This is a genomic window from Paenibacillus mendelii, from assembly GCF_024498075.1.
In the GTDB taxonomy this organism is placed as follows: domain Bacteria; phylum Bacillota; class Bacilli; order Paenibacillales; family Paenibacillaceae; genus Paenibacillus_Z; species Paenibacillus_Z mendelii.
In genome coordinates, this window is the sequence record NZ_JANHOF010000003.1 from 496,390 (window position 1) to 516,698 (window position 20,309).

Here is a 20,309-nt window from a genome sequence, read left to right on the forward strand (position 1 = left end):
TATTTGTACAGTCACATAACGACAAGAAGCCGCCTTGTCCCATCGGGAGAAGGCGGCTTCTGCTCATATATTCGTTTATTCTACTACAAGCTTGGCGACCATTTTTTTGTGGCCTGTGCCGCATTGGATATTGCAATGGAATTCATATTCGCCGGCATCATTGATCGTGATGACCTTAGAGTCTCCCGAGCCCAATTTAACATCCAGATCAGAAACTTCAATACCATGTACGCCGCTTACGGATTCAAGCGTTAGCTTGACAGGCTCACCCTTTTTGATGGTGTATTCCTGTTTGTCGAATTTCCAGCTGGATGCCTTGATCACGACTTCTTGTGAAGAAGCCGATCCCGTTGTTTCTACCCCGTTGCCCGCATTCTCCGGTGACTTATCGTTATTTTTGTTGTTCGAACCGCAGGCTGCGATAACCATAACGAATGCAGCAAGCATACACATGAACAATGCTTTTTTCATCATTAGTAATAACCCTCCCATTTCTCTGAACTGTTATTTTGACGTACCTATACTAGTATAGCGTCATTCGGACAAAATGTTAGTGTGCAGCCATGGTGCTCCTTTGAACATTTGATGAACAAATTGTAGCAGATTTGTTATGGATGAACGAAAAACCGAGCCTCGCCAAGAAGGAGTGATCCTTCTGATGAGACTCGGTCTTCTGTTTGGCAGTTATGGTGCGGCAATGCCCGCCGGTTACTTCCGGCTTTCCTGTTTTCGTCCGGCTTCATATGGTGAGCTGACTGGTATAAACAGGTCGATGATACCGATCACCAACGCAGCCAGAATCGCTCCAAGCCAAGTGACCGATACGCCACCGACGATAAACTGTGCAATCCAGATGACGACGGCGCTTGCCAGGAACCCGACAATGCCTCTGCCGAACGGAGTGACTCGTTTACCAAAGATGCCTTCGATGATCCAGCCGAGTAGCGCGATTACGACTGCCAGGAACAGTGCGCTCCAGAAACCGCCTACGCTGAATTGGGGCACGATATAACCGACGATCATAAGGACGATCGCGGATACGACGAAGCGAACAATATGTCCCAGAAAGTGCATTCGGAACCCTCCTATTCGTATTTGTAAAAGTTTCGATGCAACAATTAGTGTTTCCGCGATTACGCCAGACATGCATGGTAGCTTACGTCATGGCATACGTTGTCAGCTTCGGCTATAATAAGGAACGAGAGGGGTTGTGCTCAAGTTGGATACCAAAATACTACAAACACTCGAGTTTTCAAAAATCGTACATAAATTAATGCAGCATGCGGCTACATCGCTTGGCAAGGCGGCGGCGGAAGCCGTGCAGCCAAGCTCGGACCTGGAGGAAGTGAAGCTGCTGCTTCAAGCGACGGACGAAGCATACAAAGCCGATAGGCTAAAGGGATCAGCTCCCTTCGGCGGCGTTGTCGATATCCGCGCGGCACTGCTGCGTTCACGAATCGGCGGCATGCTTAACCCGGCGGAGCTGCTGGAAATCGCGGAGACGATACGCGGCTCCAGGCGGGTAAAGCGTCATATCATGCAGCTGCATGATGATGACCCCATCCCGTTGCTCGCGGCGCAAGCAGAGCAGCTCACGGAGCATAAAGCGCTTGAAGATGCGATATTTGCCTGTATCGACGACCAAGGGGTCGTCATGGACAGCGCAAGCACTGAGCTGGCGTCGATCCGCAGAGAACTCCGTACTGGTGAAGCGAGAGTCCGCGAGAAGCTGGAACAGATGGTGCGGTCGACTTCCGTACAAAAAATGCTGCAGGATGCGATCGTCACGATTCGGGGCGAACGGTTCGTTATTCCCGTAAAACAGGAATACCGTTCCCACTTTGGCGGAATCGTACACGACCAATCAGGCTCAGGTGCGACTCTCTTCATCGAACCGGAAGCTATTGTCGCCATGAATAACAAGCTGCGGGAGATGCGTGCCGCGGAAACGCGCGAGATCGAGAAAATTCTTCATCGTCTAACGGCGCTTACGGCCGAATATGTGGAAGATCTGCTGCTCGATTTGGATGTCTTGGGCTGGATTGATTTTGCCTTCGCAAAAGCGCGTCTCGCTCACCAAATGAAAGCAACGCTTCCCATGATGAATGATCGCGGTTTCTTGAAGCTGCGCAAAGGACGCCATCCTCTTATTGCGGAGGAGCAGGTGGTGCCGACAGATGTTGAGCTGGGTAACTCGTTTACGGCGATCATCGTCACAGGTCCGAATACAGGGGGCAAGACTGTCTCCTTGAAGACGATCGGCTTGCTCAGCCTGATGGCCATGTCCGGTATGTTCGTCCCAGCAGAGGATGGAAGCCAGCTGTGTGTGTTCGATGCGATCTACGCCGACATTGGCGACGAGCAGAGCATTGAACAGAATTTAAGTACATTCTCCAGCCATCTGACGAATATTATTCGGATATTGAAGCGTATGACGCCTAAGAGCCTTGTTCTGCTCGATGAGCTTGGCGCTGGCACGGACCCGGCCGAGGGTTCGGCACTGGCGATTGCGATTCTGGAGCAGATGCACCGGCTCGGTTGCCGGATCGTTGCGACGACCCATTACAGTGAGCTCAAGGCCTATGCCTATAACCGCAAGGGGATTATTAACGCAAGCATGGAATTCGATGTACAGACGCTTAGCCCCACGTATAGGCTGCTGGTTGGCGTTCCCGGGCGAAGCAATGCGTTCGCTATTGCCGAACGTCTTGGACTGCAGCGTTCGATCATTGAGCATGCCCGCGGTGAAGTAAGCGAAGAAGATATGAGGGTTGAGACGATGATCGCATCCCTGGAGAAAGACCGGCTTGGCGCAGAAGCCGAACGGCAGACAGCAGAGCAGCTGCGCATCGAGATGGAAGCGCAGAACGCCCGTCATGAGGCGGAACGACGTAAGTTCGACGAGCAGCGCGATAAGCTGATCCTGCAGGCGCAAGCAGAGGCGCGTGAAACGATTGCGAAGGCACGGCGCGAGGCGGAGCAGATCATAGCCGATCTGCGGAAGCTGGCTATGGAGGAAGGAGCTTCCGTTAAAGAGCATAAGCTGATCGAAGCCAGGCGCAAGCTGGACGATGCTGCTCCCGAGCCCCATAAGCCATCCAAAGCCAATAAGGCGAAAGCGGCGAAGCCGCAGCGGATCGAAGCGGGTGACGAAGTTATGGTATACAGCCTCAATCAGCGCGGACATGTCGTGGAACTGAGCGGTAACGCGGCGTTCGTGCAGCTGGGCATCATGAAGATGAAAGTGGCCCTTGATGATCTGGAGCTGGTGAAGCGTGTCGAAGCGGCGAAGTCGCAGCAGCCGAAGCTCGCGGCTACCTTGAAGAGAACGCGTGATGATAATGTACGGATGGAGCTCGATCTGCGCGGCGATAACTTGGAGGAGGCGATCGTGGAGGTGGATCGGTTTCTAGACGAGTCCTTTCTCGCGGGGCTCGGTCAAGTCTTCATCATTCACGGTAAAGGCACCGGCATACTCCGCCAAGGGATTAGCGACTTTCTGCGCAGGCATAAGCATGTGAAGAGCTACAGGCTGGGTAATTATGGCGAAGGCGGCAATGGCGTCACTGTTGCGGAATTAAAGTAATCTCTGGAAAGGAGAACCTTTAATGGAGCAGGAAGTCGACAAATTATTGAGCAATCCTTACGCAGCAGCACTCGCTTACGTCTCGGTGGCTGTTCTCGCGTTAGTCCTGTTTCTATTTTTATTCGAGTTTGTGACCCGTTACCAATGCTGGGATGAAATTAAGAAAGGGAACGTAGCCGTTGCGTTGGCGACCGGTGGGAAGATCTTCGGGATTTGCAACATTTTTCACTTTTCTGTCAAGGCAAACGACTCGGTATACCAGAGTATGGTGTGGGGAACTTTCGGTTTTTTCTTGCTGCTCGCAGCTTATTTTCTGTTCGAGTTCCTGACGCCGGTCTTTCGGATTGATGATGAAATTCAGAAGGACAATCGGGCGGTAGGATTAATTGCAATGGTCATTTCAGTCTCGCTTTCTTTCGTCATCGGGGCTGCGGTCGTTTAATCACAACGATAAGGAAGGGCGCAAAGCATGAAATATTTATGGGGAATTCTGTTTGCTCTGGCAGCATTGTTTATTATTCTAGGGGTTATTTATTTAATGTAGCACATGGAGGGAAACGCGATGGATGATCAGATTATATGCCCGTGGTGTCAGACGGAAATCGTTTGGGATGAAGAAATCGGGCCGGAGCGTTACTGCCCGCACTGCGAGAATGAGCTGTCCGGATATCGGACGATGCAGATTGGTATCGACAGCGATGATGAAGATCAAGAAGATCCGGAAGATGAACCGGAGGATGATGAAGATGAGACTTCCGAATGGGAATCCGGCAATCGGTATAACGATGCTGGCAGCTCATTCCTGACTCGAAGCCGCGAGCATCTGGCTTTAGAGGAGACCGTGGAGCGCATACTCGATCAACAGGGCGAGGTACCGGAGTGTCCGTCCTGCCGGGAGTATATGTTGGAGGTTGGGTTGGAGACTGTAGCCGATTCAAATTTCCGTTCAACAGAACCCGCAGGGCTGAACACATCCCTTCTTGCGGCACCGTTCCAAATCGTCCGCTATGTCTGTCCGTCCTGCTTCACTGTGATGGGTAAGCTGGCCAAGGCTGATCAGGAAAGGTTTGTCCAATTACTGACTAAGGCGGCGGACGAAGGTCTCTGATAAACGATACTGAACCGCTCATTCTTGGTAACTATAGGCATTGTTCTTCTTACCAGCATGCATCCGTTCTGTTGTGGGAATCTTACGTCAAGGTACGCAAGATTTGACAAGCAGGAGGGGATGAAAGTGGGGCAAGGCAAACAAGTAATAAAGTCTAGATGGTATGCACCCTCTGCGCGAGGGAAATGGAAAAGTGAATCCTACAAGGGGACGGGCCGTAATCCGGATAGCCGTGCGCTTGACGGGCAATCCATACTGCTGCTGGCGGTACAAGGCTTGCTCGGCATCGCAAATGCGCTATCGGGGACGTTCGTTCCCGTTTATTTGTGGAAGGCCAGTCAGTCGTTTGCTTTGATCGGATGGTTTAATTTCTGCCAGTATGCCATTAGCGGGTTTACTTTCTGGATTGCGGGCAAGTGGGTAAAGGAGCATAACAAGATGAACTGCCTCCGGCTTGGCGTGGCACTATCGGGGGTCTTTTATTTTACAGTGCTTCTTTTGGGAAAATCGGCAGCCACCTATGCGATACCCCTTGGCATTCTGAACGGCGTAGCATTAGGCTGTTTCTGGATGTCTTTCAATGTGGTTTATTTTGAAATCACGGAGCCTGGCAATCGGGACCGCTTCAATGGATGGGCTGGATTTCTCGGATCGGGTGCGGGTATCATAGCTCCTTGGGTATCCGGGACGATCATTACATTGAACAAAGGCGAGAGAGGCTATACCATTATTTTTACGATAGCCGTCATTATATTTGCGATTGCGGTTATTCTCAGCTTCTGGTTGAAGAAGAGGAAATCGGAAGGTCATTATGAGTGGCTGCTGGGCGTACGCCAGCTTGCGGTCAAAGGCAGTCCATGGCGTCGAATCGTACCGTCGATCGCCGCTCAGGGCGTACGCGAAAGTGTGTTCATGTTTCTAATTGGCTTGCTGGTGTACATAGCAACGAATAATGAGCAGAAGCTGGGCACCTTCTCCTTGATAACCTCATTGGTAGCGCTCGGCAGTTTCTTATTAATCGGTAAGCTGATGACACCGGCAAGAAGACGAATCGCGATGCTGATAGGAGCTGCTGCTATCGGAGCGTTCGTCATTCCGTTATTCTGGCCCATGAATTTCGGCACCTTATTGGTATTCGGTATTGGCACGGCTATCTTTATGCCGCTCTATGCTATCCCGATGACCTCTGTGGTCTTCGATATGATTGGCCAATCCGAAGAGAGCGCGAAGAAACGCGAAGAATTCGTCGTTCTTCGTGAAGCGTCGCTAACAATGGGACGCCTTCTTGGGCTGTCTTGCTATTTGATTATTCTGCCTTACACGGACAAGTCTCCACAAGCAGTCCCTTGGCTGTTATTCTCGATTGGGCTGTTTCCGTTGATAGGCTGGTTGTTCATCCGAACATTCGTCGGCCGTGTTGCTCGGGAAGCCGCCTAATGAAGCGGTGGTATGTAGGGAAGGGGAAATAAGAAATGACACGAGTAGTGAACAATATTGCCGAATTGATTGGCAACACGCCAGTAGTAGCTCTAAATAAGCTCACAGGCGATGGTGATGCGGAGGTTCTTATCAAGCTGGAGCGGTTTAATCCCAGCGGCAGCGTCAAGGACCGGGCGGCATATGCACTCATTACGGATGCGGAGCAGCGGGGTCTGATAAAACCTGGTGACACCATCATTGAGCCGACAAGCGGCAATACCGGTATTGGCCTGGCGATGAATGCCGCTGCGAGAGGCTATAAGCTGATTCTTGTTCTGCCGGATAATATGACGAAAGAACGAATCGGCTTGTTGAAGGCTTATGGCGCCGAGGTCGTCCTAACCCCGGCAGCCGAGCGGATGTCTGGCTCGATCCGTAAGGCATTGGAACTCCAATCCGCGATCCCGGGAAGCTATATTCCCAACCAATTCGAGAACCATGCGAATCCAGACATTCACCGGTCGACGACAGCGCCGGAAATTATCCGTCAGACGGGAGGACGTCTGGATGCTTTTGTTGCAACTGCAGGCACTGGCGGTACCATAACCGGAACGGGAGAGACATTGAAGGCGGCGATTCCAGGGCTGTATGTCGCAGTCGTTGAGCCGCTAGGTTCGCCGGTTCTGTCCGGCGGAAAGCCAGGTCCGCACAAGCTGGTAGGAACAAGCCCAGGTTTTGTTCCAGCAATACTTAATACATCCGTATACGATGAGATCGTGAAGGTCTCGGATGAAGATGCCCTGCATACGATGAGGTCTCTCGCCCGGTTGGAAGGATTGCTGCTTGGGCCGTCATCAGGCGCGGCTGTATGGACAGCGCTGCAGCTGGCCAGACGGCTGGGTAAGGGACGCCGCGTGTTGTGCATCGCCCCTGATAGCGGCGAGCGATATTTAAGTATGGATATTTTTTGATCATCGATGATCGTCTGTGACGTGCTAAGCAACCGGCAGCATTATTCTGTCCATTGCTTTAGTTCCTTTTTGAGAATGCTGCGCCGCTCTTCAATATAGCTTCGAATAACCTCAGGCTCCTTCAGGAAGGTTTCGTAAGGCCATTTTCTCGTGAAATCGTCGCGTACTGCTGTACGTATGCGGCTGTATATATCTTCCACAACGGGATCCAGCGCTTGGACAGTGAATTGGCTTGCAAGCAATTTATTCAGCAGCTTTCGATAATACTGTCTGTACTGTTTGTAAGCCAATACTCTGCGGGTCAGCTTGTTATAGCCTTGAACGGGGACTTGATCGTTCCTGCACAATTTACCATAAGGATTCCTCCCCCATGTCCCCTCGTAATCCCATGGAATGATTCGATACTGTCCGGTAGGCGTATGCTCATACAAGGCATAGTTTTGATCAAAACCGTCATAATTGTCGGTTAGCACGGCCCCCGCAAGCCACTGGAGGTATTGCCGCACATCCAGCCGTTTAGCTATATACACCTTTAAGGATTGTTTGACGGGCCGGTTGATCCGCTTAATGAAATTAACGAGTCGCGTTTTGGTTGCGTCGCTGCCTTTCATTAATTGATAGCCGGAGAATAACGATTTCTTCGTTTGTTTGGTCTCCGGATCGATAAGACTGAAATTCGCACTGTCGTTCGTTGCGTAGATGAGCGATTGGGCTTGAATTTGCCGAACATTGAAAAAGGTGCGATCCACGGATTCAAGTTCTAAGTAGACGCCATGAGGCCGGCCATTCCATACGAGCCACATATGCCTCGTCTCTGGCGCAGGTACGCCAATCAAATTAAAAAAACGAAAGGACAGTGCATTGCGAATCAAAGACGGGTCATCGAATTCAGCATTCCAATGCAAGGTCTGATCGTCTCCGAATCGAATTTCATATGATTTTTTCTGATAATTACGAGTATGTCCCCCTCTGAATCTAAGCTGTGCCTCCATTGTCACACCATCCATTACAAGCTTTACAGGTGCGAACTGGTTACTCCAGACATCCTTCTGCAGCTCCAATAAGTCGCTGGGATCAATTGTGATTGAACGGGTAGGAAGTCCTCCGCTGGACATTCGACCATCCCTCCAGACAAAAAGTAAAGCCTATCGTATACGATAGGCTTATCGATGATTGCTTTACTTTATGCCGGTTGTGCCCATTGTGTCACAGCCTATTACTTATATCAGGGCTGTTGTTGTATGAACGACTTATCCATCTCTTGTACAGCCGCGAGTACCGCGAGTACCGCGAGTACCACGAGTACCGCGAGTGCCACGAGTACCGCGAGTGCCACGAGTACCGCGAGTACCGCGAGTACCGCGAGTACCGCGAGTACCGCGAGTACCGCGAGTACCGCGAGTACCACGAGTACCGCGAGTGCCACGAGTACCGCGAGTACCGCGAGTACCGCGAGTGCCACGAGTACCGCGAGTACCACGAGTACCGCGAGTACCACGAGTACCGCGAGTGCTGCTGGTTGTTACTTCAGTTGTTTGCATATTTAATTCCTCCTCTTCATGTCTTAATACAAGCTATGCAGAAATTCTATTAACTGCGCTGGGTAATCATGTAGTCTCATATAAATAGATGCTAATCTAGTACCATTAAGCTACGGGATACATATAAATAGATTATAAATTGTCTCCCATGATAGATTACGCCGAGACAAACAATGGAGGGATGAATGCCGAAGCGAAGATGATGAACCTGGATTCGTGGTCGTTACAATCGTTTATGCGCCGATCGTCCTTAGTAACCAATCTATTAATTATGGAGGGATTTCATCTATGTACTTTCCGTTTGTAAGCTACAAGCCATTCAGTAGTGTTAATTCCAATCAAGCCGTATCCAATGAAAAGAAAAGCACGAAAGGATCGGGCAGTAATTTCACAAAGGGAACTCGCGGAACACGCGGCACGGAAGGAACTCGCGGTACGCGAGGAACGCGCGGTACGGAAGGAACCCGCGGTACGCGAGGAACACGGGGTACGCAAGGAACTCGTGGAACCCGCGGAACACGCGGAACACGCGGAACTCGGGGAACACACGGCGCCCGCAGTGTGGAGGTTTCGTACCTGAAAAATATGATAGGCATGGGTGTGCAAATCAACAGAGGGGGTCCAGAAACGATTCAAGGCACGGTAGCCGGTGTTTCGAATGGATTCTTGGTACTGCTGTCCTCCGATAACAACAACAATAACAATAACAATAATAACAACAATAACAACGTGAACATGTACTCGAACGCGAAACAATCGGAGAGCGACTATGTTTACGTGAACCTGCGGCATGTCAAAAGCGTTACTGAAACTTCAGGCAAACAAGATAGCACGGGAGTAAAAGCGAACTTCATGGCAGCCAGAAACTTTAACGGCATCTTGAGTAAGCTCAATAAATCATTCGTGCAAATTAACGGCGGAGGACCGGAGAAAGTCGAAGGGTTCGTCGTGGATGCCAGCAGTGATTCACTCTTGTTGCTTGTCCAAGGCAGTAACAACAACAATAATAACAATAACAACAATAATAACAGCAGCAGCCAAAACCTGGTTCGCATCCCGATCTACCATATCAAGTCGGTTAAGAAAGTGGATCAATATGCGAAAAATAACAAAAACAATAACAATAACAATAACAACAACAATAACAACAATGCAAACACGTCCAGTGTGAAAAAGGTCGCCGTACGAAAAGCAGTAAAACGTCTATCCCGCCGCACAGGAAAAAAAGGTTAATCGGCTTCCGGAATCCGATGCACGCTCAGGTCATGGATAGGGTCTAAGTCAAATGCTCTCCTGTGTGCTGCACGGATTCCGGTACCCGTCACCTGATCCGCTCTTTGAGGGGGAATCCTGTGCTTGCCATTCTGGTCATCCTGGTTGCTGCAGTCCCGTTCTATCTGTTCTTTAAGCCAAAGCCATCACCTAAGTTAATTACGCCTCCTTTAGAAACAGAATCCTTTTCATTCGATACCGGGCATCCAGGCGAGGCGGGGCGGCATGTTTGACGGGGATGCTTATCTCGCCTGGTTTGTTATGGGTACGACAATTGCAATTATGATTCTTGGAAGACCACAAGGATTGAATGAATCGGTACCGGTCACAGCAGGCGCCGTTCTCATGCTAGCAGCCGGCATCTCCCCGGCGGCCGGAACTGTTGCGGTAAGCCAGCATGTCGGAGGAGCGGCCGTAACCATCCTTGCTACGACTATCATGGCGATCGTATTGAATCATATCGACTTCTTCCGATGGGGCGCTTCGAATCTGATCACATATGCAAAAGGTTCGGGAAAGCGCTTATTCTGGTACCTGCTCTCCTTATGCTTCCTGACTACCCTGTTCTTCAACGACTTGGCAGGCGTTCTCGTCATGACGCCAATTGTTCTACAGGTTTGCGAGCAGCTGAAGCTTAAACCGATGCAGCGTTACCCGTATCTGCTTGGAGGGGTTCTAATCGGAACCGCGGCAAGCGTTCCGCTGGGTATCGGTCTAGGGTCATTGATGACGTTATCACTGATTCCCATGAATCTGAGTATGTATGCCAATCTGATATTCGTACCCGCAACGTTGGGGATTGCGAGTATGGCTTTGGTACTGTATCTTTCCACACGAGGGCAGCTTCCTGCCCGGATCTCGGCTCAAACATCGATGCGACCTAATGAGGTTACACAGGCCGATTGGCGGCTGTTCCGAATATGTATGCTCATCGTCGTCACCACTCGAGCCGGGTTCTTCATCGGATCCGGCTTTGGGGTGCCGACGGCTTGGATCGCGGTTGTGGGTGCAGCATTGTTGGTTGCCGTCAGTCAGCTTCGCTTCGGAGGTGGAACGCGGAAGTTGGTTGCGCAAACCCCTTGGCACATCCTCTTGTTTGCGTTCGGCATGTATGTGATTGTGGATGGATTGCGGCAGACCGGACTTATCCGTTACCTCCTTTCGGAAGGGTCGTTTGTATATGGATACAGCGACTTCATATCCTCTTTCTTCACGATGGGGCTAATGACGGTATTATCGAATGTGGTGAACCAGTATCCCTCTCTTATCATTGCGACATTATGGCTAGCGGAGATGAATTTGCCTCTGCAATCCGTGCACATCCTCTATTCGGCAGCGATAATCGGCAGCATTGTCGGCGCACTCCTTACACCCTTCGGAACGTTAGCGGCACTGATCTGGTTGTACATTTTACGTCAACATCATGTGCTTATCTCATGGAAGAATTACATGAAGCTTACTGTGATGATTATTCCGGTTGGACTGCTGGTCAGTCTATTCAGTCTTTATGCATGGACGCAACTAATAGGATGAAAGGAGGTCGATCGAATGAAGTACCGCCATCCTTTATTAGATCAATACGTGGAGCTCGATATCTCAGGTAAGACGATGCCAATCCGTGGTAAAATGATCGACTTGGGCCAAGATATTCTCGTTCTGCACAACGGTCTGCAATTTCTGTATGTCCCGCTCATTCATCTGCAGCAATTGCGATTAGCGAAGCAGGAAGGCGAAGATTTAGTGATTCCTGAAATTCCATTTGAACAGCAAAGCGAGCCGATCTCATACCGAAAAATTTTAATGAATGCCAAAGGAATGTTCTCGGAATTGTATATTACCGGCAATCAGACGATTCATGGCTATTTGACAAGCGTGATGAACGACTTCTTCGTCTTTTATTCACCGGTTTATCACTCCGTCATGGTGTCGCTGCAGCATTTGAAATATTTGATTCCGTATAACCCGAATGTCACTCCCTATACGCTAACCCCGGCACAGTTTCCGTTAAAGCCGTCGCCAATCACGCTCGCACGCACCTTCGACCAGCAGCTCCGCAAATTAATCGGGGAATTCGTCATCCTTGATTTAGGAGAGAATCCGAACAAAATCGGGGTGTTAAAAGGTATCGACCAGAATATGATTGAGCTGTCGACTGCCGGTGGTAACTCGGTTTTCCTGCATTTTGACCATGTGAAGACCGTACATCTCCCTTGATAAGCTTCGATCCCGAGGCCCTTCCCCGGCAAGGAAGGGCCTCGTTACATAATTCAGTTTGGGCGGGGAATACTACGGAAGGTTCATTATTATGGAAAAAAGGAGGGGTTCGAAATGATGCAGCCCATGTCCGCCAAAGAATTGGAGTATATCGTGGATTCGATATCCAATGAGGACTTGCTGTTGAAGCAATGCGGCGTTGTTGCAACATCAGCGACGAATCAGGCGATTAAGCAAACCTGCCACCAGATGATCAACATGCACCAGCAGCACATCCAAACACTCGTTCAATCGATTCAACAACATCAACAAATGGCGCCGTCACAGCCGCAAAATTGACGTCGCACTTATATAAAGGAGGTCGCCCTACATGAATCAACAACAATCACAACAGCAGCCCGTGTCCATACAAACCTTGCTGCCCGATCACGATATGGCTTACACGGTGCTTGCGGACTTGAAACGGGTCGTACGTGAATACGCAACAGCAGCAACAGAGTCCAGCTGTCAACAAATTCGTCAAATGTTTACTCAGTTGACGAACGACACGCTGCGTATGCAAGGCGATTTATACAACGTCATGCAGCAGCAGGGTATGTACAGCACAGCTTCGCCAGCGCTCCGTCAAGAAGTGGACAAGCAGCTTCAACAGCAGCAGCAAACGCAACAGAAGGCTCAGCAGCACCTTCAACAAATTGGCCTTGCCGGCGGGCAACAAAACCAACAGTTCCAGGCCTATCAACAGCCTCAATCCCAGCAGCAATATCAGCAGTAACGGCTTCAATAACGCCCAAGACGCGCAATGAAAGAAGCCTCCGATCCGGGAGGCTTCTTTCATTGCCTATAACCACATTCGAGAAAGCCGTTCTATTCCCACATGGATGTCGTCCTCGTTCATTCCCCCGAACCCCAGCAGTACGGTGGAAGAAGGGGCAAGCTCAGGCTTCAAGGCATAGATGGATGTCGGATAGACATGGACGCCTGCTTGCTTGGCACTTCTGACGAGTTTCTCCTCACTCATACCATTCCTAACTTTCATGAGCAGGTGAAGACCGGAGCCTGCTCCGATGACAGCGGCTTTATCACCGAATCGGCTGCGGATCGCAGTCAGCAGGGCATGATGTCTGCCGCCGTACACCTTCCTCATTCTCCGCACATGGCGTTCGAAATCACCGGATTGCATGAACAGCTGGAGAGTCTTCTGAAAAATAGGCGAAGCGAGCTGGTCGAAGCTGTGCTTCTTCTGCCGGAACCGTTCCAGCAGCTCGGGCGTCAGGATGAGATAGCTCAGCCGCAATGAAGGGGTGAGCGCTTTGGAGAAGGTCCCGACATAAATGACGCGCCCATGATCATCCAGACTCTGCAAGGCGGGGATCGGTCTTCCGCCATACCTGAATTCCCCATCATAGTCATTCTCGATCAGATAGGCGCCGGTCTGGTTCGCCCAATCCAGCAGCTTGGTCCGTTTGCCGATCGATAGGGTCATCCCGTAAGGGAATTGGTGGGACGGAGTTACATATAGAGCCTGTGCACGGCTTTCGTAGACATCCTCCATTCGGATGCCGTCACTTTCTAAACGCAGCGGATGCAGGGTGAAGCGGGATTGTTCAAGAAGAGCTTTAACACCGTCATTGACGGCTTCTTCTGCCGCAAGCGCAGTAACTTCCCCTTGGAGAAGCTGGAACAGCAGATCTAGTGAATGATAGGTTCCTGCTCCAATAACGATTTGCTCCGGCGTGCAGCGAATCCCGCGGCTTTGATGCAAATACGCTCCAATTTCCGTCCGAAGCTCCGGTTCACCCTGATAGTCGCCGTACATGAGCACACGGTTATTCTCCGGGAGGAAACATAGGTTCAGCAGCTTTCTCCATTTGGCATATGGGAAGCTGTCCAAATCAATCGTGCCGTAGCCAAAATCATAGCGCGCTGCCTCGCTTGGCGAAGCATGGTAAGCGCGCGGCGGCGAAGGGAGGATCGCGCTCATTCGATCTGCGCCACTCGCAGCCGGGGCGAGCGCAGCATCAAGCTTGACGGCGAACAGCCCTGACCGTGGCTTGCTGATGGCGTAGCCTTCGGCTAGCAGCTGCTCGTAAGCTAGTGCCACCGGAGTGCGGCTCACACCTAACCGTTCGGACAAATTGCGAATCGAGGGCAGTTTGCCGCCGGGAGCGATCCGGCCGGCTAATATATCGTCGCGAGTGCTGCGGTAAATTTGAATATACATAGGGTCTGTGGAGCTGGTGTTCCATTGGGGTGTGATGCCTGGCATGTCATTTCCCCCTCTATGATTACAACTGTCACTGTAAATCATTGAAATCTGTGTATTTTCATAGTGACAATTATCGCTTACGATCATCTTAACATCCCTGTCGATGGACGGGAAGAGCGGTATCTATTATATGGATCGGCCTTAGAGCCGGAAGAAGGAGGAGCTTATCTTGTCGATTATTATGCCTCATATCGATGCACTTACAACCTACGCACTGGGAGAACAGCCTCCCGAAGGAGTTCAATCTGTCAAATTAAATCAGAATGAAAGCCCATATCCGCCTGCTCCTTCTGTGCTGCAGGCTCTGCGTGACATGAACGAGGAAGAACTGCGCCGGTATCCCGACGCAGCGTGCAGCGAGCTGCGGGAGACGCTTTCTGCCCATCTCAAGGTGGACAAGGAGCAGCTTTTTTGCGGAAATGGTTCAAGCGAGATCATTTCCTTGATCTTTAAAGTATTCATCGGTCCTGGAGGCAGTATCGCAGTCACTGATCCGACCTTCGGGCTGTATCACACTGTGGCTGCCAGCTTTCAAGCCGGTTGCAAGGCAATTCCGACAAGGGACGACTTTACAGTTGATGTGGACGTCCTGCTTGCAAGCGGTGCGAAGGCTATCGTGCTCGTCAATCCGAATGCACCGACTGGTCTGCTGCTTAGCTCGAGTGAGGTGGAGCGGCTTGTCAGCGGGTTTGCGGGTCTTGTCGTCATTGATGAGGCTTACATCGATTTTGCGGAGCCGGGCGCATCCTCTCAGCCGCTGTTAGCCAAGTATACGAATCTGCTGATCCTGCGAACCTTCTCCAAAGCCTATGCGTTGTGCGGCGCCCGCGTTGGGTATTGCATGGCTGACCGCGCATTAATTACGGCCCTCGAGAAAGGCAGAGATATTTATAATGTGAATTCGATTAGCCGTAAGCTGGCAATCGCAGCGATCCGGGACGAGGCGTATGTGAAAGATACGATCGTTCAGACCAACCGGAGCCGGGAAAAGTTTATCTTGAGCCTGCGGGAGCTGGGCTTCGAAGTGCTGCCTTCGCAGACAAATTTCGTATTGTGCGCCCCTCCGATCAAAGAAGGACTCGATGCCAAACAGATGGAGAAACGATTAGCCGCTGCCCATATATTCGTCCGTCATTTCGATCAGCCGCGTCTTCGCGGCATGCTGCGGATTTCCATCGGCACGGAATCGGATATGAAACGGCTGCTTGCGGAACTTGTCCATATCTTGGCGTAACCCGGCGAGTTTGCAAAGGCTGCCGGGTAAGGTGGAGGGCAGCTGGCTTTATTTCCGCTTTGCAGGAAGCTTGGATTCGTTGTAATATAGAGCTTATAAATTTGTTGCGCAGCCCTACAAACAAATAGGCTTCGTCCTTGCGCAATATGAGTGTCGAAGCAAGTTACCGGGAGGTATTGACGATGAGTGAGCTGAAGATGAAGATTTTGGAGCTGCTTAAAGAAGACGCGCGCCGGAGCGCGGATTTGATCGCGACGATGCTGGATGTTACGGCGGAAGAAGTGAAGCAGGCGATCGCGGAGATGGAGCAGGACCATGTCATCGTCAAATATGCGACCGTCGCTAATTGGAGCAAGGTAGACGACGAGAAGGTTACCGCATTAATCGAAGTGCAAATAACGCCGGAACGCGGCCGTGGGTTTGAAGGGATCGCGGAACGGATTTATTTATATCCGGAAGTGAAGTCGGTTTATCTGATGTCCGGCGCTTATGATTTGCTTGTTGAGGTTGAAGGGAAGAACTTGAAGGAAGTAGCTTCTTTCGTTTCCAATCGACTGTCTCCGATTGACGCGGTTTTGTCTACGAAGACGTTTTTTATTTTGAAAAAATACAAACAAGACGGCATTATTTTCGAGGAGCATGAGTCCGACCACCGTCTCCCCATTTCGCCGTGAAGGGTGATGCGCGATGATTAAAGACGAAGAGATGCAATTGAATACAACCGTCCGCCGCGCATCGATGGCCGATTATTTGGCTCCCGGCGCACGGTCGATGAAACCTTCCGGCATTCGCCGGTTTTTCGATTTAGCGGCAGGCCGCAAGGATATCATTACGCTTGGGGTTGGCGAGCCCGACTTTGTCACGCCTTGGCATGTGCGTGAAGCATGCGTGTATTCCCTAGAGATGGGGAAGACGCAATATACATCGAATGCCGGCATGCCGGAGCTTCGCGAAGAAATCGGACAATATCTCTATAACCAATTCGATGTGGCCTACGACCCGGCTCAAGAAATACTGGTAACCGTTGGCGGCAGCGAAGCGATTGATCTGGCGCTCCGTGCTCTTATTACGCCGGGAGATGAGATTCTAGTGCCCGAGCCTTGTTATATCTCGTATTCACCGATCACCTCGCTTAGCGGCGGCGTTCCGGTCGGGATCGAGACCTTCGCGGAGGATCAGTTCAAGCTGAAGGCCGAGTCGCTGAAAGCAGCCATCACACCTCGGTCGAAGGTGCTCGTTGTATGCTATCCAAGCAATCCGACCGGCGGTATCATGACCTACGAGGACTGGCTTCCGATAGCCAAAGTAATCGAAGAGAATGATTTGATCGTCATCTCCGACGAGATCTATGCCGAGCTTACATATGGCTCGAAGCATGTCAGTCTGGCATCGCTGCCGGGGATGAAGGACCGGACCATTCTGGTCAGCGGATTCTCCAAAGCGTTCGCCATGACAGGCTGGCGGATGGGCTATGCTTGCGCACATCCGGATATCATCAGCGCGATGCTGAAGATACACCAGTACACGGTTATGTGCGCTCCGATCATGGGGCAAGTAGCTGCTCTTGAAGCGCTTCGTAACGGGCTAGAGGAGAAGGATCGCATGGTGGAGGCCTACAACCAGCGCCGCCGGCTGATCGTACATGGATTTCGGGAGATCGGGCTGGAATGTCATGAGCCGCAAGGCGCCTTCTACGCCTTCCCTTCCGTCAAGGCGACCGGACTCAGCTCGGAGGAATTCTCCACCCGCCTGCTGAATGAAGCCAGCGTGGCAGCCGTCCCTGGCGATGTATTCGGATCGGGCGGCGAAGGGCATCTGCGCTGCTCCTATGCAACTTCCGTTAACCAGTTGACGGAAGCTATCGATCGGATCGGGAAGTTCGTCGATAAACTTAGGACGGGCTAAAAATTTATTTTCAGATTTGTTATAGTTTGTTATAATTTATAAAAACTTGCGCACGCAGGGTAAATGGATTGACTCATGTAACGAGAAGGAGGAATGACAGTGGCTTCTGCGGATTATGGATTCTCGTTTCTAAGTGACCCGGGTACCATGCAAGCAAAGCAATACTCCTCATCATCCATTCGAGTTTTGGAGGACGAAATTTATACGCTGCGCAAATTAATGGAACAATCGTATCTGGAGCATAAAACGTTCAGCTCCGATACCGTGATTGACCTGAGCCGGAAGCTGGACGTCAAAATTAACGAATATATGAGGTTCATGCTGTGGCGTAAGAGCCACAGCACCACCATGAACGGAAGTGTGTCTAGAAGTCCCTTTTAGAGGGGCTTCTTTTGTGTGTGCTTGGCAGCGCTGAGAAGCGAGCCAAATAATGTGACATCAAAAAGAAAGAGCTAAACCATGATGAAACTGGTTGGCTCTTTCTTTTGTTTTAAAGGATATGAATTATATCCCGAACAATTCTATTGCTCATCTTTGCTCTCTGCTTGCTGCTGCGGCTTGGACGGAAGGCCGTTAGCTTCCCGGATGAGCGAGAAGTAGTGATCCGCCCTTACGGCTTGATATTCCGGTCCGAGCGACTCGGTCATCGCGACGACATCCGTCGGGGTCATGCTCCAAGCGAGCAGGCCGAGGGATACGAACAGCGGCGATTTACCGTCCCAGTCCGCTTTGGCCTGGGCTAAAATGTTCTTGCCGTCTTGTGCTGTGCTGATGCCCTGAATTGTCGATACCGGAAGGGTACCGTTCACGATTTCGACGCCGTAATGATTTTCCCAGCTGAGGAAGAGTCCAGACGCTTTATAGTCGTTCTCATAAGCGGTCGCCTTCGATTCGCTGAGCGGCACGTTCTCGCTGTCGACACGGTTCAGCACGTACGGAACGGTCATTCCTGTTTTCTTCAGATATTTGTAAGATTGCTTCAGGAAATCCGAGAACGTGGCCTCCGGCCAGGCTTCCGGATAGAAGTACCCTGCTCCGGACGGTCCGGCAATGATGAGGTCATTTTCCGTCGCTGTTTTTTGGAAGTAGTTCAGAATGGCAGGAGCGCCGTCATATAGAAGCGGACTCGAGGTCCAGTTGATCGGTACTTTGCCACGGGCTGGATCATCCCATAGAATGCGCATTCTGTGTTGATTGTATTGGAAATTGTCGCCTTCGCTGAAGGTGTACGTGACGTAAATTTTGTTCTCAAGCTTCGGTGCCCTAGGCGTCTTGGCCTTGACCGGCTTCGCCTTCGTCCCCGAGAAGACCGTCAGGTTGCTAAACCAGTCCGCCGCAAGCACGTAGACGCTGTGATTGGACGTGATTTCTACGGAGCTGAATTCGCCTTCAACATCATTGCTGAACCAACCCAGATAAGGGGTACCCGGCTTAACGTCTGATAAAATTTTCTCGAAGAGCGCCTTCTGCTCCGGCACATTCGAGTCGAGCCAGAACACCATCGCTTTGTTCGCGACTGCATAATCACGGAGGTAGCCGTAAGGCTCCTTCTGCTCAGAAGATAGCGGCTGGACATTGCCCGCCGAAACCTTATATTGGTTCCACATGAAGACGGAGGCGGTTAACTGCTTCGTGCCGGCCGGCGGTGTGAACTTGTAGACGAAGTAACGGCCGTTGTCGGCAAATCGGTGTCCGCCTTGTCCTGTCGATACTTGGGAGCTTTGGCGGTCATACAGGAACGCTTCTTCCTCGGGCGTGCCCGGGATGAACTGCGCGATTGTCTGCCCGTCCGCTTTCACGGTCACCTCGTGAACGGCCGGTCCCCAACCATCCTGCGGAAAGGCATCGTCGAAGCGTAGGTATACGGACTCCTTACCCAGATAGCCGGACAAATCGAGCTCATACGTTTTCTTGTTGTTACCGTCGCGCTCCTGCGTCGGTTCTTCAGCGATCGTCTTGAACGATTCAGGAAGACCCGAAGGAATTTTGATGGACGTATCCGGGCTTAAGCCGACAAGCATCCGGTGCGTCGTGTTTTTCCACAAGTTCTCATATTGCCAGGTGTAAGCATCCAGACGATCCTTGAATTTTCCCTGCAGATCCTCGAGCACCTTAAGGTTGAAAGGAGCTGCTTTCAACTGCGCTGCAAGCGCCGGGCTCGCCACAACGGCGTCCTTCAACCCTGCGAGTGTAGTAGCTACATTGACGGAGTCCGCGACCTTCGGGTCGTAAACGATGATGCCTTTGACTTCTCTCTTATATTTCTTGACGATATTCCAATAATCATCATGCAGGTTGTAAGGAACCTTAAGATCGTTCAACCAGGTAAGCTTTCCCTCTTCTTGATTCTCCAATAGGTAGATCCTCGGCTCAGCGCGGTTAACGACACCCTGTAGAGTCGCAAGCAGCAGCTTGATGTCTCCCGGCGCATCATAAATATCCGCAACATCCAATTGTTTTGGCTTCCCGAATGATGGAAGCGCTTGCTTTTCTGGCCATGTAATCGAGCCAATATCGGGTTTGGATTCCGAAGAAGCGGAAGCGCCAAGCGTTAATGACAGCGTGCATAGTAGAGCTAGACATGTGACGGTAAGTTTTCGAATCACGGTCGTACACCTCGTCTCATCCTATTTGGTGGAACCATCGTCAGAGTGCCTCTCTAATTCCCTCCTTCCTCGGCTACCTGCTGATAAACAAACGGCAGCACCTATATGTTATATTAAATATATTCAAATATATTACAATCCTTTCGACAAAGTTTTCATAAGAAGACAACTCAAGACCCAGAAA

At 50.9% G+C, this 20,309-nt stretch carries 20 protein-coding genes; 15 read left to right on the forward strand and 5 right to left on the reverse strand.

Annotated features, from left to right (window positions below):
- Positions 1-75 precede the first annotated feature (75 nt).
- Positions 76-474, reverse strand: coding sequence for a cupredoxin domain-containing protein (locus NNL21_RS12920; protein ID WP_204819387.1), 399 nt, complete (start codon positions 472-474; stop codon positions 76-78).
- Positions 475-708: 234 nt separating this feature from the next.
- On the reverse strand, positions 709-1,074 hold the full coding sequence (locus tag NNL21_RS12925; protein ID WP_204819388.1) for a phage holin family protein: 366 nt from the start codon (positions 1,072-1,074) through the stop codon (positions 709-711).
- A 145-nt stretch (positions 1,075-1,219) separates the two neighbouring features.
- Here NNL21_RS12925 and NNL21_RS12930 point away from each other — a divergent pair, with 145 nt between their 5' ends.
- The 5 genes from NNL21_RS12930 (at position 1,220) to cysK (ending at position 7,084) form a co-directional block, all read left to right on the forward strand.
- A complete protein-coding gene (locus NNL21_RS12930) occupies positions 1,220-3,586 on the forward strand; it encodes an endonuclease MutS2 (RefSeq protein WP_204819389.1) in 2,367 nt (788 codons plus the stop codon).
- A 22-nt stretch (positions 3,587-3,608) separates the two neighbouring features.
- On the forward strand, positions 3,609-4,028 hold the full coding sequence (locus NNL21_RS12935) for a DUF350 domain-containing protein (RefSeq protein WP_204819390.1): 420 nt from the start codon (positions 3,609-3,611) through the stop codon (positions 4,026-4,028).
- A gap of 120 nt (positions 4,029-4,148) precedes the next feature.
- A complete protein-coding gene (locus NNL21_RS12940) occupies positions 4,149-4,694 on the forward strand; it encodes a hypothetical protein (RefSeq protein ID WP_204819391.1) in 546 nt (181 codons plus the stop codon).
- A 126-nt stretch (positions 4,695-4,820) separates the two neighbouring features.
- Positions 4,821-6,131 (forward strand): MFS transporter, encoded by a 1,311-nt coding sequence (locus tag NNL21_RS12945; protein WP_256555198.1) that lies wholly within the window; start codon positions 4,821-4,823, stop codon positions 6,129-6,131.
- A 35-nt stretch (positions 6,132-6,166) separates the two neighbouring features.
- On the forward strand, positions 6,167-7,084 hold the full coding sequence (cysK, locus tag NNL21_RS12950; RefSeq protein ID WP_204819393.1) for a cysteine synthase A: 918 nt from the start codon (positions 6,167-6,169) through the stop codon (positions 7,082-7,084).
- A 41-nt stretch (positions 7,085-7,125) separates the two neighbouring features.
- Here the strand turns inward: cysK and NNL21_RS12955 are convergent, their stop codons facing one another.
- Entirely contained in the window at positions 7,126-8,199 is a 1,074-nt protein-coding gene (locus NNL21_RS12955) for a CotH kinase family protein (protein WP_204819394.1), read from the reverse strand.
- 146 nt (positions 8,200-8,345) lie between these two features.
- Here NNL21_RS12955 and NNL21_RS12960 point away from each other — a divergent pair, with 146 nt between their 5' ends.
- The 6 genes from NNL21_RS12960 (at position 8,346) to NNL21_RS12985 (ending at position 12,886) form a co-directional block, all read left to right on the forward strand.
- The gene (locus tag NNL21_RS12960; RefSeq protein WP_256555199.1) at positions 8,346-8,678 is read left to right on the forward strand and encodes a hypothetical protein; all 333 of its coding nucleotides are present in this window, start codon (positions 8,346-8,348) and stop codon (positions 8,676-8,678) included.
- A gap of 235 nt (positions 8,679-8,913) precedes the next feature.
- Positions 8,914-9,858: a hypothetical protein gene (locus NNL21_RS12965; protein WP_204819396.1), complete on the forward strand. Its 945-nt coding sequence runs from the start codon at positions 8,914-8,916 to the stop codon at positions 9,856-9,858.
- 264 nt (positions 9,859-10,122) lie between these two features.
- Positions 10,123-11,430 carry an ArsB/NhaD family transporter gene (locus NNL21_RS12970; RefSeq protein WP_204819397.1) on the forward strand — a complete coding sequence of 436 codons (1,308 nt, stop codon included), beginning with the start codon at positions 10,123-10,125 and terminating at the stop codon, positions 11,428-11,430.
- A 15-nt stretch (positions 11,431-11,445) separates the two neighbouring features.
- The gene (locus tag NNL21_RS12975) at positions 11,446-12,111 is read left to right on the forward strand and encodes a YwrJ family protein (RefSeq protein ID WP_204819398.1); all 666 of its coding nucleotides are present in this window, start codon (positions 11,446-11,448) and stop codon (positions 12,109-12,111) included.
- A gap of 114 nt (positions 12,112-12,225) precedes the next feature.
- A complete protein-coding gene (locus NNL21_RS12980) occupies positions 12,226-12,450 on the forward strand; it encodes a hypothetical protein (protein ID WP_204819399.1) in 225 nt (74 codons plus the stop codon).
- Between the two features lie 31 nt (positions 12,451-12,481).
- On the forward strand, positions 12,482-12,886 hold the full coding sequence (locus NNL21_RS12985; protein ID WP_204819400.1) for a spore coat protein: 405 nt from the start codon (positions 12,482-12,484) through the stop codon (positions 12,884-12,886).
- A gap of 66 nt (positions 12,887-12,952) precedes the next feature.
- Here the strand turns inward: NNL21_RS12985 and pdxR are convergent, their stop codons facing one another.
- Positions 12,953-14,380 carry a MocR-like pyridoxine biosynthesis transcription factor PdxR gene (gene pdxR, locus NNL21_RS12990; RefSeq protein ID WP_204819401.1) on the reverse strand — a complete coding sequence of 476 codons (1,428 nt, stop codon included), beginning with the start codon at positions 14,378-14,380 and terminating at the stop codon, positions 12,953-12,955.
- Between the two features lie 169 nt (positions 14,381-14,549).
- On the opposite strand from pdxR, the gene hisC reads away from it, so the two are divergent.
- The 4 genes from hisC (at position 14,550) to NNL21_RS13010 (ending at position 17,900) form a co-directional block, all read left to right on the forward strand.
- Entirely contained in the window at positions 14,550-15,614 is a 1,065-nt protein-coding gene (hisC, locus tag NNL21_RS12995; RefSeq protein WP_204819402.1) for a histidinol-phosphate transaminase, read from the forward strand.
- 182 nt (positions 15,615-15,796) lie between these two features.
- The gene (locus tag NNL21_RS13000; RefSeq protein ID WP_204819403.1) at positions 15,797-16,288 is read left to right on the forward strand and encodes an Lrp/AsnC family transcriptional regulator; all 492 of its coding nucleotides are present in this window, start codon (positions 15,797-15,799) and stop codon (positions 16,286-16,288) included.
- A gap of 13 nt (positions 16,289-16,301) precedes the next feature.
- Positions 16,302-17,519, forward strand: a complete 1,218-nt coding sequence (locus NNL21_RS13005) for an aminotransferase class I/II-fold pyridoxal phosphate-dependent enzyme (protein WP_204819404.1) — start codon at positions 16,302-16,304, stop codon at positions 17,517-17,519.
- 99 nt (positions 17,520-17,618) lie between these two features.
- Entirely contained in the window at positions 17,619-17,900 is a 282-nt protein-coding gene (locus NNL21_RS13010) for an aspartyl-phosphate phosphatase Spo0E family protein (protein ID WP_256555200.1), read from the forward strand.
- Positions 17,901-18,040: 140 nt separating this feature from the next.
- Here the strand turns inward: NNL21_RS13010 and NNL21_RS13015 are convergent, their stop codons facing one another.
- A complete protein-coding gene (locus NNL21_RS13015; protein ID WP_204819405.1) occupies positions 18,041-20,125 on the reverse strand; it encodes a GxGYxYP domain-containing protein in 2,085 nt (694 codons plus the stop codon).
- Positions 20,126-20,309: the final 184 nt, after the last annotated feature.